Source organism: Streptomyces sp. DvalAA-43, assembly GCF_900091725.1.
GTDB classification, from domain to species: Bacteria; Actinomycetota; Actinomycetes; order Streptomycetales; family Streptomycetaceae; genus Streptomyces; species Streptomyces pulveraceus.
On sequence record NZ_FMBW01000069.1, the window covers coordinates 54,954 to 67,931 of the forward strand.

The following is a 12,978-nucleotide window of genomic DNA, read 5'->3' on the forward strand; positions in this document are numbered from 1 at the left end:
GACGGAGGATCCTCCAACGGACGGAGCCGAAGCAACCGACACACCGACGAGCAGCCCGGAGACAAAGGAGGTGCTGCTCAGAAGCCGAACGACGCGACGCGTTCCCGCAATGGCTGCCCACCTGCAATCACCACCGCGGACACACCGCACTCGCAGGCAAACCACTCGCCGGCCGCGTCCCCACCTCACAGGGCAATACACCTGGCCCTCGCCGGCAGCCAGGCTCCCCCGGATGCGAACGGCGTTCTCCGACGGGGCGGTACTGATGGTGTCAGCGTGGTGCGGACGCGTACACCTCTCTCACATCGTCCACGAGCTCTGGCCTGTTCCGGCCGCACGGGCCCGCCGCGAAGGCGCGGAGCAGATTCTCCGTGCTGCGGGTGACGAATGCTCCCGTACGGGCGTCCATGCCGTGGTTGCGTCCGTTCTCGCGGGTTCCCGCCATCAGGGCCTCGACCCACCGCATCGTCCCGGAGGCGAAGACGCCCGCCCCGCTCGGCACGGTGTAGTAGGCGGAGTCGGCGTAACTGGGCCTGCCGTTACAGACGAGGGGGGAATGGGCGATGATCTCGATCGGTGCCGGGGTGGGCATGCCGGGGGTGACCCGGTCGTACTCCACCCCGACCAGATGGTCGAAGGAGGCTCCTCGCTTCACTCCTGTCCCCTCGAAGAGCCAGTGGTCGCTCCGGCGGACGACGTACGGGGCGTCCACGGGATAGCCCTCGTAGAGGACGCCGGTCAGAGAGGACTCGGGGGAGGCGCCGGGTGGCTGGCGAAAGTCGTTGGTCGGCATGTCCGGGTGGTCTGCGAGGTAGGGGTCGTTCCGGTAGTCGGTCTTGTAGCAGACGACGGTGCGGTCAGCGCCGGTGTCGTCCGGCTCCAGTCTGACTCTGCGGAAGCAGGTGTTGGCCCCGAGGAAGGCCACGTTCGTACCTGTGTCGCGCGCCCGGGTGACGCGCGCCCGTTGCTGCGGCGTCCAGTACTCGTCATGTCCCAGCGAGACGGCTCCGGCCGCGTTGTGGAGAATGCCAGGGTCGCGATGGATGTCCAGGCCAGTGGTGTAGGCGAGCGGGATACCCAGCTTCTCCGCCAGGACCACCACCGCCCGTTCGTAAGCCATGAACTTCTCGGCGCCGATGCCGTCGTAGGGCCGGTCGAAGCTGACGGCAAGCGAACGCGTGCCGTACGCACCGTTCTCGCCCTGGTAAAGGCTGTAGCCGCCCCACAGGTTGTACGCCTGCCATGTTGCCGGGGCGTGCATCAACACGATTCTGCCAGCGGCGCTCGCCGAGCGGACGATCAGCGGCACGTAGTGCTGGTGGGCGTCTTCCGAGTCCAGCCGGAGCAAATACGCTCCCTCCGGCCAGCCGCCCGTATGGACGGGGAGTGTGCGGTGCCAATCCGCCCGTACGGTACGGGTTGCCCGGACCAGCCGGGGACGGGCCTGGGCCGACCCTGTCACACGGTGCGAACGCCAGACCAACCGCGCCTGCGCCCCGTCGTACCAGCCGACGCGGTAGGCCGAGACCCGGAACGCCGGGGCGGTGGTGGAGACGTACAGGCCGAACTCCTCGCCCGGCAACACGCTCACCTTGTCGGCATAGCCCTCGATGGCCCCGGGCGGACCCATCGAACGGACCCGCCAGTCGGCGTCCCCCGCCCGGGAGCTCTCCCTGCTCTCGGCGCGGCGGCCGGCGCCGGGCGGGGTGGGCGCGCCTGTCCCGGAGGAGTGGCAACCGGTCACTGCCACGCCGCCCGCCATCGCCCCGCTCGCTGCCGCAGCAAGGAAGCGCCTGCGGTCCAGCCGGCCAGAAATTCCGGCGTCCTGCCTTTCCCCGTGCTTCATGGCGTCCGCCGAACCCGTTCCTCAACACTGTCACCAGCCATCGTCCCCCGCCACGGGCTCGAAGACGACGAGGCCGCGCCGAACGGGGACGCGCCGCGTCGTGTCGTGGTATCGCAAATCTCCCGATCTCAGGTGCTCGGCGCGCTCGCAGTTGCTTTTCACGGGCGTGGAACTGCCGCACCGGCTCCAGGCTACAACTCGGCACCACATGGCTCGGCGAACTCCTCGGAGTCCTGGCCCGGCAACAGCCCGGTGGCAAAGGGTCACTCCGCGGGAACATGGACGATCAGTTGGCTCGGTATCTAGATCTTGGCTTGGGTCCGGTTCCACTTCGTTCCGCCGATCTGGCGCGAATTCTGCTGAGCCCGGCGCCGCAAGCGCCGATAGTCCGCCACCCTGCTCGTCGACCGCCTCACTTTCAACCGCAGAAGCATTGAGGCCGACACTGACTCCTGCCGCCTCACCAGCATCCGAGCTGAAGCCAAGGCACCCGCTAGGACCACTTCCGCGTGGACGCCGACGACGTCGAACAGCACGCCCTGTCCCAAGTGTGCGCGCCGCCCGGCTCGCCCTGCCGATCGCGCCGCGTGGGTGCGGTCGTCTCCGCCTGCCACACCCACGCTTCCACGTACGGCCTGCCTTCGAGGAAGCGCTGCGTACGGCGCGGGAGATCAAAGCTCCCGCCCCACGCTGCCGGGTCATCTTCACCATGTACGAGAGGAAGCGGCTCGGCCGCGAACGCCGCCGAACTCGCCAACCACGGCATGCCTCGCCTCCCCGGGTTGGCGTGGCTGCGGCCCGTCCGTTCGGCCGGGCCCTGAGTCTTCCGCTTCTCGGGAGGCCCTGCTCACAACAGGACAGTAGGACCGTTCAGGGCAAACACATCTGAACTTTCCCAGAAGATGGCTAAGCACACCACGATTCAGCACAACATGAGCACGCGTGCCGTTGATGGAGCCGAGTCTGCATAACTCTCCGTTCGAAGAACACTGCACTGCACAGGGAGGAACTCACCGCCAACCTGTCAGGCCGCGCCGCCAAGGTCCCTTTCGGCCGGCGGCAAGATGGATTCTGCACCCATTCGGTGCCATCTCGTGTCGTGATCCGGCCGGAAGCGTCGCCAAGAACAACAGGGTCTACAGAATCGTTTGACGGACGCCAGGTCGAGACATTTTCGGTAGACACGGACTCATGCTTGTCCTGACCACACCTGCCAGGGATGCGAATGACGGAGTGCCAGGTTTCGATCGTAGTTCCTTGTTTCAATGAGGATGAGGTGATCGGGCGATTTCACCGAACGCTGATTGTCGTTCTTGGAACGACTCGACACAGCTTCGAAGTCTGTTATGTCGACGACGGCAGCCGGGACGCGACCAGGGAGCAGCTGCGCGCTCTCGCTGCCGCAGATCCGCGCGTCCGCTACACCTCCTTCAGCCGGAATTTCGGCAAGGAGGCCGCGATGCTTGCCGGATTGCGTATGTCCCGGGGTAACGACGTGATTCTCATGGATGCCGACCTTCAGCACCCGCCCTCACTCGTTCCCCGGATACTGGAGCTGAGACAGCGGGGATACGACCAGGTCGTCGCGCGACGGGACCGTTCGGGGGACGGCCTGGTGCGCAGCCTCGTCAGCACGGCGTACTACCGCGTGGTGGGGCACTGGATGGATGTCGACATCACCGACGGCGAGGGAGACTTCCGGCTGCTGTCCCGTCCTGCCGTCGACGCGGTGCTCGCCCTGCCCGAAGCCAACCGGTTCTCCAAGGGAATCTTCTCCTGGATCGGCTTCGACACCGTCAGCTTCACCTACCACAACGTCAGCCGCGCCGCCGGTACGTCGAAATGGAGCGGGAGACGTCTGCTCAACTACGGCATCGACGGAATGATCTCCTTCAACAGCCGACCATTGCGCCTGGCCGTCTACATCGGTCTCACGCTCTTCTCGGCGGCGTTGGTGTACGCACTGTGGATCATCGTCGGCGTCGCCCTGCATGGTGTGCGCGTCCCAGGATTCGCCACCCTGCTGACCGCTGTCGTCGCACTGGGCGGTGTCCAGCTGGCCACGCTCGGCATTATCGGTGAATACGTTGGACGTATCTATCGCGAAACGAAACACCGGCCGCTCTACGTGGTGCGCGAGACGGAGCTACGTGCCCGACATGGGCACCACACCATTACAGACCCTCAACCGCCCGAAATCCCGTCAGCAACCGCCATGGCATCCTCCACGATCGGTTCGACCAAGGCGCGTACCGTGCGCCAATTCTTCGTCTTCGCATCGATCGGAATTGTCAACACGGCGGTCTATCTGGCGGTGTACGCCTCCCTGAACCGATGGATCCCCTACCTGATCGCGCATGTCATCGGCTTCGCAGTCAGTATCGTGGGGTCGTTCTTCCTCAATACGTACATCACCTGTCGTACGAAGCCGACATGGCACGGATTCTTCCGGTATCCCCTCTCGAGCCTCGTCAACCTCGCACTCACCGGCGTTCTTCTCTTTGCCGGTGTACATACCCTGGATATGGGCAAGAACGTCGCCGCCGTAGCGGCGGGGCTCCTTGCGACCCCGCTCTCATTTCTGCTCGCCCGATGGGCAATCAACTCCGGCACTGACCTCGCCGAGCAACGGGCCCGCTGACCGGGAACCCACGCCGCCCGGATCCGAACGACGCCTCCATGAAGGGCACCAGGACGCATGACGGCAGACGAATCGAAGGCCCCTGCCCTTTCCCACCCGGAACGCAGGTCCAGTACAGGGATCAACAAAAGAATCGCGTCACGGGGGACGACCGTCTGGACCACCGTTCTCGTCCTGCTGCCGCTCGGCCTCCTGAGCGCGGCGGTCTGGATCGGCCGCCTGGTCCGCCCGGGAGCGGACGACTGGTGCTTCCTCCCCGTCGTCCGGGACGACGGTGCATCCGGTCTCATCGGCAAGTTCTACTTCCAAGACAATGGACGTCTCGCCAACGCGCTGCTCGTCGTCGCCTACGCCGCGTTCGGGGTCCCGGGCCATAAATGGTTCGCACTGGTCACCGGCATTCTCATCCTGGGCATTCTCTGGGCAGTGACCGCCTCAGCGCTCCGCAGCGCCGGGATGCACACGGCCCGCGCGATCCCGCCGCTGGTAGCGGCGATGATGACAGTCGTCTTCCTTTTCGCCACGCAGAACACCTACAAGACGTTCTACTGGCCGGCTTCCTCCGTCTCCCACACTCTCGCGCCAGTTCTGGCCGCCGGCTCCGTCATCCCGCTGCTGCTCGCACGCACCCGGAAGGGCCGCGCCCTCGCCCTCGGGACCGCGCTCATGGCCGGAGTCTTCATCGGCACACTGTCGGAGGAGACGGCGGTCGTGTTGTTCGTCGTTCTCACCCTCGCACTGCTGACAAGTTTCTGGGTCTTGCCGGGCCCCGGCCGGACGCTTGCCCGCTGGTGGTGCGCGCTCGCCTTCATCGGTACCGCGATCGGCACTGTCACCCTCTACACGTCGCCCGGCGCACGCACCCGGCGCGAGCGGTTCGGCGCCGACACCACGTCAATGCTCAGCCCGGACGCGCTCATGGCATCTCTGCGCGCGTTCGCGGACATCCTGGGAACGATCCTCTCGACGTGGCAGTACGCCGGGGCCGTCGCCGCCGGCCTCCTACTGGGACTGCTGGCGCGCGAAGACGGCCCACGGACGCATGGGCTTCTATGGCGGCGGCCTCTCATTCCGGTCGTCGTCGGGGCAATCGCGTTCCTGATTTCCGGATATCTCTGCACTGTCGTCGCCCGCCCGGCATTCGGAACGAACCTGACCAGCGCCTCCCGCACCTGGAACGACTATCTGCTGCTCTACGTCATGCTCCTGGTCACCGTCGGTGCCATGCTGGGCCGCGTCCTGCGCGCACGGCAATGGCTGCTCGCCCCCACGACGGTGGCCGCGGCAGTTGTCTACGTCCTGGCCTGCACCGGACTTGCCATCCCTCTGGCCCACCTGGAGGGGGAGATGGAGGTACGGGCACAGCGCTGGGACCGCCAGGACCAGTGGCTGCGCACCCACGCTGCACACGGCGACCAGGTGCTGCCCTACACACCGGTCTCGGTCAGCGGGCTGGGCGAACCATTCGGCCACCACGGTCAGAAGCCGTGGCCGGCCAAGTGCGTCGCCCAGTGGTACTACCTCAAGCGCATCACCTACTCACCCCGGTTTCCCTGACGGACCCGGGGCGCTGTCACGTTGTTGGATGGGTGTGTCTGAAGTGCTCCGGGTCTGGTGAAGGCTCGATTTCCTGAGAGGATCGAGTCATGGCCCGTCCATCCCCCTATCCTGCCGAGCTTCGTGAGCGTGCGGTGCGCATGGTCGCGGAGGTCCGCCCCAACTACCCGACCGAGTGGGCCGCGATGAAGGCGGTCGCTGCGATGCTGGGCATCGGTGCCGCTGAGACGGTGCGGACGTGGGTTCGCAAGGCCGAGGTCGACGCGGCCGGCGTCCCGGGGTGACTTCGGAGGAGGCCGCGGAGATCAAGCGGCTGCGAGCCGAGAACGCCGAGCTACGCCGGGCCAACGAGATCCTCAAGGCGGCCTCGGCTTTCTTCACGGCCGAGCTCGACCGGCCCTCGAAGCGCTCGTAGCGTTCATCGACGCCCACCGGCAGGGGCGGATTCAATCGATCGTCGCAACACCGGCTTGTTGGAGTGATCGTAGTTGCTCATCGAGTGTCTCCGCCGGTGTCTTCCAACCGAGTGTCTTGCGGGGCCGGTTGTTGACCGCTTCGGCGACGGCCTGGATCTCCTCGCGGCTCCACCTCGACAGATCGGTGCCCTTGGGGAAGTACTGGCGCAACAGCCCGTTCGTGTTCTCGTTGGTGCCGCGCTGCCAGGGGCTGTGGGGGTCGGCGAAGTAGACGGGGATGCCGGTTTCGGCCTTGAACGCCGCGTGTGCGGACAGTTCCTTGCCGCGGCCCCAGGTTAGTGATCGGCGGAGTCGATGTACGCCGACACCGGTCGGACCACTAGTCGACGAGGTCCACCCAGGCGCTCACGACGTACCCCGCGCCCCACGGGTTGGAAGCGACCGAAGTCTGGCCGACCGGGGCCCAGTTACCGAGGATGATGCGCTGCGGAAGTCTGGGGTCGAGCGGGTTGAGCACCGCGTGAATCCGGTGCTGACCGGTACCGCTGATGCAGAGGCTGGAGAGGCTGCTCTCGGACGAGATGGTGCAGTTGCCGGGCGCTGCCTGGGCGGCGGGTGCCGTGGCCAGCATCATGCCCGCCGTGGCCGCCGCGACGGCCACGGCACCGGCGACACCGCGCTTCTTGGACAGGGACTTCGTGAACATGGAGACTCCTTCGTCCGATGGTGATGCGTGATGGGAAGAGACGCATGTGCGGTGGAGCGTGGAGCGGAACGATCCGGCTTCGACGGGCGGATCCCATGGGGTCCCACGGACACCGCGGATGCCAAAGCGCGACAATGGATGAGAAAGCGAGTGATTACCTGCTTGATCGGAGCCAAATCTTGCCCAGGTACACGGTTCCTGGCAAGAGCTTGGCCAGATTTGGTACAGACCAATTGTCGGCATCGGGTGTTCGGGACGTAAGCAGACTCTCCGGTCGACGAGCCAACGCCCCACGTCACCGGGCATGTTGGCGACTGGAACGGGGCCAGGAGGTGTCGGCGGACGCCCAGGAGCCGCCCTTGGGCCCGTCAGGGCGGCCACGGGGTCGAGGTCGGGGCGCCGTAGGCAGTGTCCTCAAATGATCTTTGGTGGTGGATCATGGAGTCGTGATACACCGCCGTGAACTTCCGGTTGCCGAGTGGGAGTTCGTCCAGCAGTTGTTGCCCGTGTCGATGTGGGGGCGGGAGCGGCTGGACGACCGCAGAGGCCTCGACGGGATCGTGTGGAAGTTCCGTGCCGGGACTGCCTGGCGGGATGTTCCCGACCTGTACGGGCCGTGGGCCACGCTTCACACCCCTTTCCGCCGCCGGGTTCTGGACGGCACGTTCGATCGGGTGCTCCGGGCCGCCCATGCAAGGCGGACGCGGACGGCGACATCGACTCGCTGATGTCGGTCGACTCCACGATCGTCCGTGCCCACCAGCACGCCGCCGGGCCTGAAGAAAGGGGGCTCCGCGACCCAGCGCTCGGCCGCTCCGGAGGCGGTCTGACCAGCAAGATTCATCTCGCTTGTGACGCTCTGGGGCGCCCGCTCGCCGTCACTTTCACCCAAACGCGTAGGCGATGTAGAGCTGAGTGGTGAAATCGTCCAGTTGCTTGTGTAGCCGGTGCATCGTGGTCAGCAAGAGAGCCACACTGTCGGCATCGCCCGCGTCGGTGACGTTCAACATCAGTGAATCATCACCCAGGCACAACAGCGCTGGCACGTAGGTTTCGCCCACCAGGCCGCCCCGTCTTTCACGCCGTCCAGCTCCCACCTAACGGTCCGTAACCCTTCTGACGACACCTCTAGGTGTTCTGTCCGGGGAGGTTGTGGACAGGCGAGTGAGATCTCGGCTGAGGGATCTTGAACGGATGAGGGCCTTCCGGGTTCGGTGTGGATTGCGACGTCTGCACCGACCGAAAGGCCTCGTGCCCCACCGTAATGCACCCCTGATTGAGACCGGCCGTTTGCGTCTGGCCCGCGGCGTGGTCGAGGACGGCTGGCCCTGCGCCGGGCCGCCGAACGCTTCCAGGTCTCGCCGACCACGGCCCGACGCTGGGCGGACCGATACCGTCTCCTCGGCGAGGCCGGCATGACCGACCGTTCGAGTCGCCCGCACCACAGCCCGCGCCAGCCCCCACCCGCACCGAACGACGGATCATCAAGGTCCGCGTTCTGCGGCGGTGGGGTCCGGCCCGCATCGCCCACCCGCTGCGACTGGTGCCCTCCACCGTCCACCGCGTTCTGACCCGCTACCGGCTTGCCCGCCTCACGCATCTGCACCGGTCCACGGGCCGGGTCATCCGCCGCTACGAACGAGACAGCCCCGGCGAACCGGTGCATGTCGACATCAGGAAACTCCGCAACATCCCCGACGGCGACGGCCACAAAGCCCCCGGCCGACCAGCAGGCCGCAAGAACGTCGGCTACAGCCACCTCCACACCGCCGTCGACGACCACTCCCGCCTCGCCTACAGCGAGATCCTCACCAACGAGAAGAAGGAGACCGCCACCGCGTTCTTGACCAGGGCCCAGGCGTTCTTCACCTCCTGCGGGATCACCGTCGAACGCATACTGACCGACGACGGCTCCCGCTACCGCTCACGCGACTGGCGCGACCTCCTGGCAGCAGCAGGGATCACCCACAAGCGCACCCGGCCCTACCGGCCACAGACCAACGGCACGGTCGAACGCCTCAACCGCACTCTGCTCGACGAGCGGGCCTACGCCCGCCCCCACCGTTCAGAGGCCGAACGACGAGAAGCGTTCCCCAGTGGCTGCATACCTACAATCACCACCGCGGACACACCGCGCTCGCAGGCAAACCACCCGCCAGCCACGTCCCCAACCTCACAGAGCAATACAGCTAGGCCACCAGTCGTCCTGCGCCGGTTCGGGTTCGTAGGCATACCACAAGCCCGCACGGCCGAGGAGAAGTTGGAGATGGCCTGGGGTGGGTGAGATGGAAGGCGTCCTGGAAAGTCTCACGTCCGAGGACGTGCCTGGCGGGGTCCTGAGCGGGTGCCCGGTGGCCGCAGGCCCGGTCCGGGAACGGGCGATGCGCGGCGTCATCGGGTGATGAGGACTGCGACGACGGCAGCGACCGCGCCCGCGACGCAAGCAACCAGGAAGCCCGCGCCGCCCATGGCGACCGTCAGCGGCGTAGCGAGGGACGGGTCGCATCCCTACGAGTCGAATTCGGGCGTGCACGGCCACGAGGTCGAGGTGTTCGTACTCCAGGTACCCGAGATGGCCATGCCGCTGCCGGACCGGCGACAGACCCGGCTGCTCTCCCGCCGTCTCTCCGGCACCACTGGCCTCGGACCGGTTCTGTCGGCTTCCTACCCTCGCCGACCGGCCACGGCCCCACCTGCGACTCCCATGCCCTGGGCGATCCCGGGCAGACGGCCGTGGAACTCGTCCCCGCATGCCTGACGCAGGAGGCCGGCGCACGATCGTGCGTCTCATCGGCGGCCACTATCGGCGCCCGGGGGGGACACCGCTCCTGTAGGCGCCGGTGCGGACCCGCGAGCGCCATGCGTGGCGTCTCCTCTCGGTGACGCCACGCACAGCGCTCGCGGGTTGGCGGCTTCGTGTCGCGACAGGGCCGTCGGGTCAGCCGATCAGGGTGTCCTTCAGCCAGGGGGCGATCACAGCCATCGCCTCGTCGAAGCGCGAGATGGCGCAGTGGCCGGTGTCCGGGATCAGTTCGACCTGGGTGTCCCTGCGGCCCTCGAACACCAAGGTGTCGTCCAGTGGGACGTGGACGTCCTCGGTGCCGTTGACCACCAGCATCGGCCCATTGGCGTCCTGGTCCAGCAGCGGGCGCAGGTCGAAGGCCGCGAAGGCCTCCTCGCGCTCGGCCGTGCTCGGCATGGCGTCGAAGCCGAGGGCGTTGCCGACGATGCCGTCCATCCCGAAGGCGAAGCCGCGGCCCGGAGCGAAGGAGCGCTCCACCGGGCCGCCGAGCACCACAGAGGCGTCGACTGCCCCGGTCAGCCCGGTCCGGGCGGAGTAGTAACCGCCCATCGAGATGCCGAAGTGGCCGACCTTCCCGTTGCCGATCGTGCGGGCGAAGGAGACCAGTCCCGCGATCACCTCGGCCCCGCCATCCGGGGTCATCGGCAGATGGGCGGTCTCACCGGTACCGACGATGTCGAACAGCAGCAGCCGAACCGGCAGCGCGAGCGCGAGCTGCTCCCACATGCCGTGCAGGTCGGTCTTCCAGGAGTCCACCCCGCCGCTGGCCAGCACGACCGGCGCGTCGGCCGACAGGCCGGGGGCGGCTACCAGATGGATCGGCAGGGTGGCCTCGCCGCTGCGGTACGGGACGGTGAGCGTGCGGCGCTCGAACTCCACCGGGAAGCCGGGGGCGGCGAGGGCGTACTGCTCGACCTGGCGGGCGAGCGCGGTGCGCTTCGGTTCGTCGGCCAGCGAGGGGAACTTGGCCCAGCCGTACGCCTGCGCGGCCAGGCGGTGGCGCCCGGCCTCGGCGTGCCGGGTGGCGAGGGCGGACCACTCGTACACCCAGCTGCCGGGCCGGTCGGGCCACATCTCGGTGACGGCGGCGCGGACCGCGTCCACCTCGTCGACGGGGAGGCCGAGGGTCATCTGCGGGTAGCGCTCGACGAACAGGTCCTGTGGGTCCAGGGGCCAGGTGAAGGACATGGTGATGCCTCCTGCTGCACTTAAAGCCAGAACTCTTGCATTAGTGACTATGCGCCTGGGTGACGCTTAATGCAAGCCGCCCTGCGTTATGGTGGTGGTCGAGGTGATCGACACATGACCGGGAAAGAACCGGAGCCGGTCCGCCGCCGCCCTGGCGGCCGCGCCGCGCGAGTCCGCCAGGCCGTTCTCACAGCCGCCATGGAGATGCTGGCCGAGGAGGGCATCGCGCGGCTCAGCATCGCCGAGGTCGCGGCCCGTGCCGGGGTCAACGAGACCACGGTGTACCGGCGTTGGGGCAGTCGGGAAAAGCTCGTGCTGGACGCCATGCTGGCCGGCAGCGACGAGGGCATCCCCGTCCCCGACACCGGAGCCGTCCGCACCGACCTGGCCGCCTTCGCCCGCGCACTGGCCGAGTACCTGGCCACCCCGACCGGCCGCACCGTTGCCCGGGAGGCCTCACTCAGCTCCGAAGACCCCCACCTCGCCGCAGCATGGCAGACCTTCTGGCAGACCCGCCTCGACCAGGCCGGCACCATCATCAGCCGAGCCGTCGAACGCGGGGAACTCCCTGCGGACACGGACACGGCCCTGGCACTGGAACTACTCTGCTCCCCGCTCCAGGCCCGTACTCTGCTCGGCCACCACCCCATCGAACCCGACCTCCCGGAACGCCTGACAGACCTGGTACTGAACGGCCTGAGAGAGCGGCGGTAGGGGCTGAACCCAGAGATACGCCAGCCCGACCCGGCCGGCCACGGTCGCGGTCGCGGTCGCGGTCGCGGAGAGGCTGTCGCTCTCGTAGGTGACACGGATGCGGAACCGGGCCCTGCTATCGAGCCACGCGCGCAGGGCGTCGAACACGGGCAGCAGGGACCGGTGGTTCGGGAGCGGCTCGGTGGAGAAGTTCGCGGACAGGCTGCCACACCCGGTGGCGCGGAACGCCGGAAGGACCAGGGCCCGGGACCGCCTGAGCCCACCGGGCACCCAGGCGGCCCGGTGGGCCCAGCGGAAGGTCACGACCAGGACCGCGGCCGCCAGCAAACGCTCCGCAGCCGCCAGGTACACGGCCTGGTACTCCAGCCGGACTTCGGTGTATGACCTGGTCAACGGCTTGGGCGCGGGGATGATAGAGGGGTGGTCTTGATTGAGTGCGGGACGGGTTCGCCCGACCTGTCCCGCGAAGGAGTGACCGCGCCGCGTGCAGTGACAGCGGCGGGCCCCGGGCCTGGTGTCGGCGGCGCCACCTCGACCACAGCACATGGAAACCGTCCTTCGGGGCCGCCGCCCACTGCCAGGCTTTCGCCCCCTCGGCACGGGGCGGGATGACGCCCGCCTGGGCCAAGGCGGGCTTCCAGGTGTACGTGTTCCATGCGTTCACCGCGACGGCGTCGCCGAAGCGCGTGGTGAGCAGCAGGGAGAACTTTTTTTCCTCTCTCCCTCCGGTTTCCCCCACGGCAGCTCCGCCTCCACCGGCGGGAACGTATCGATGTGACGCTTGAGTTCCTCGGCTACCGAGGGGGCAGATCCACCGTGCGGATCTTCTTTCCCTTCGGCAGGGCGAAGTACAGCCTTCCGTGAATCGCCTGTACTCGGCGCCGGACGTGAAGCATGCCGCGTACATAGTCGACGTCCTCCGGACTCAGCCCGAACACCTCGCCCTGGCGGAGCCCGCACCCCAGGCCAACCACGACAGCGATCCTGTTCCGCTCGTTGATGGCATCGCGGACCCGCAGTGCCGTAGCCATCGACCACGCGTCGCGCCGCTCCCGCGGCGACTTGGGCCACCGCACAGATTTCGCGTGCATAGGGTTGCGCACATGA

At 67.4% G+C, this 12,978-nt stretch carries 9 protein-coding genes and 3 pseudogenes; 6 read left to right on the forward strand and 6 right to left on the reverse strand.

Features of this window, described 5'->3' with window-relative positions; translation table 11 throughout:
• Positions 1-271: 271 nt before the first annotated feature.
• Positions 272-1,750 (reverse strand): N,N-dimethylformamidase beta subunit family domain-containing protein, encoded by a 1,479-nt coding sequence (locus tag GA0115234_RS28145; protein ID WP_370804589.1) that lies wholly within the window; start codon positions 1,748-1,750, stop codon positions 272-274.
• Positions 1,751-3,071: 1,321 nt separating this feature from the next.
• On the opposite strand from GA0115234_RS28145, the gene GA0115234_RS28155 reads away from it, so the two are divergent.
• The 3 genes and pseudogenes from GA0115234_RS28155 to GA0115234_RS43830 form a co-directional block, all read left to right on the forward strand.
• Positions 3,072-4,487 carry a glycosyltransferase gene (locus GA0115234_RS28155; RefSeq protein ID WP_093547316.1) on the forward strand — a complete coding sequence of 472 codons (1,416 nt, stop codon included), beginning with the start codon at positions 3,072-3,074 and terminating at the stop codon, positions 4,485-4,487.
• Positions 4,488-4,544: 57 nt separating this feature from the next.
• Complete coding sequence (locus GA0115234_RS28160; RefSeq protein WP_093547318.1) at positions 4,545-6,044, forward strand: DUF6056 family protein; 1,500 nt, start codon at positions 4,545-4,547, stop codon at positions 6,042-6,044.
• Between the two features lie 89 nt (positions 6,045-6,133).
• Positions 6,134-6,479, forward strand: a pseudogene (locus tag GA0115234_RS43830) (IS3 family transposase); the annotation flags it as partial.
• Between the two features lie 11 nt (positions 6,480-6,490).
• Here GA0115234_RS43830 and GA0115234_RS28165 read toward each other — a convergent pair.
• Positions 6,491-6,814: pseudogene (locus GA0115234_RS28165) on the reverse strand (IS30 family transposase); the annotation flags it as partial.
• A 25-nt stretch (positions 6,815-6,839) separates the two neighbouring features.
• A complete protein-coding gene (locus GA0115234_RS28170) occupies positions 6,840-7,166 on the reverse strand; it encodes a hypothetical protein (protein ID WP_237541822.1) in 327 nt (108 codons plus the stop codon).
• Between the two features lie 446 nt (positions 7,167-7,612).
• Here GA0115234_RS28170 and GA0115234_RS44490 point away from each other — a divergent pair, with 446 nt between their 5' ends.
• Positions 7,613-7,894, forward strand: a complete 282-nt coding sequence (locus GA0115234_RS44490; protein ID WP_093547320.1) for a transposase — start codon at positions 7,613-7,615, stop codon at positions 7,892-7,894.
• A 156-nt stretch (positions 7,895-8,050) separates the two neighbouring features.
• On the opposite strand, the gene GA0115234_RS42555 is transcribed toward GA0115234_RS44490, so the two are convergent.
• Positions 8,051-8,227 carry a hypothetical protein gene (locus GA0115234_RS42555; RefSeq protein ID WP_161275685.1) on the reverse strand — a complete coding sequence of 59 codons (177 nt, stop codon included), beginning with the start codon at positions 8,225-8,227 and terminating at the stop codon, positions 8,051-8,053.
• A gap of 190 nt (positions 8,228-8,417) precedes the next feature.
• Between GA0115234_RS42555 and GA0115234_RS28180 the strand changes: the two are divergent.
• Positions 8,418-9,359: pseudogene (locus GA0115234_RS28180) on the forward strand (IS481 family transposase).
• Positions 9,360-10,104: 745 nt separating this feature from the next.
• On the opposite strand, the gene GA0115234_RS28185 reads toward GA0115234_RS28180, so the two are convergent.
• On the reverse strand, positions 10,105-11,157 hold the full coding sequence (locus GA0115234_RS28185) for an alpha/beta hydrolase (protein WP_093547322.1): 1,053 nt from the start codon (positions 11,155-11,157) through the stop codon (positions 10,105-10,107).
• 114 nt (positions 11,158-11,271) lie between these two features.
• Between GA0115234_RS28185 and GA0115234_RS28190 the strand changes: the two genes are divergently transcribed.
• Complete coding sequence (locus GA0115234_RS28190; RefSeq protein WP_093547324.1) at positions 11,272-11,871, forward strand: TetR/AcrR family transcriptional regulator; 600 nt, start codon at positions 11,272-11,274, stop codon at positions 11,869-11,871.
• A gap of 794 nt (positions 11,872-12,665) precedes the next feature.
• Here the strand turns inward: GA0115234_RS28190 and GA0115234_RS43835 are convergent.
• The gene (locus tag GA0115234_RS43835; RefSeq protein WP_237541823.1) at positions 12,666-12,902 is read right to left on the reverse strand and encodes a hypothetical protein; all 237 of its coding nucleotides are present in this window, start codon (positions 12,900-12,902) and stop codon (positions 12,666-12,668) included.
• Between the last annotated feature and the right edge of the window lie 76 nt (positions 12,903-12,978).

Bases quoted from the DNA above. Each gene is read 5' to 3' on its own strand.
- GA0115234_RS28155 (WP_093547316.1), top strand. From the start codon at position 3,072: ATGACGGAGTGCCAGGTTTCGATCGTAGTTCCTTGTTTCAATGAGGAT.
- GA0115234_RS28160 (WP_093547318.1), top strand. From the start codon at position 4,545: ATGACGGCAGACGAATCGAAGGCCCCTGCCCTTTCCCACCCGGAACGC.
- GA0115234_RS28170 (WP_237541822.1), bottom strand. From the start codon at position 7,166: ATGTTCACGAAGTCCCTGTCCAAGAAGCGCGGTGTCGCCGGTGCCGTG.
- GA0115234_RS28185 (WP_093547322.1), bottom strand. From the start codon at position 11,157: ATGTCCTTCACCTGGCCCCTGGACCCACAGGACCTGTTCGTCGAGCGC.
- GA0115234_RS28190 (WP_093547324.1), top strand. From the start codon at position 11,272: ATGACCGGGAAAGAACCGGAGCCGGTCCGCCGCCGCCCTGGCGGCCGC.
- GA0115234_RS43835 (WP_237541823.1), bottom strand. From the start codon at position 12,902: ATGGCTACGGCACTGCGGGTCCGCGATGCCATCAACGAGCGGAACAGG.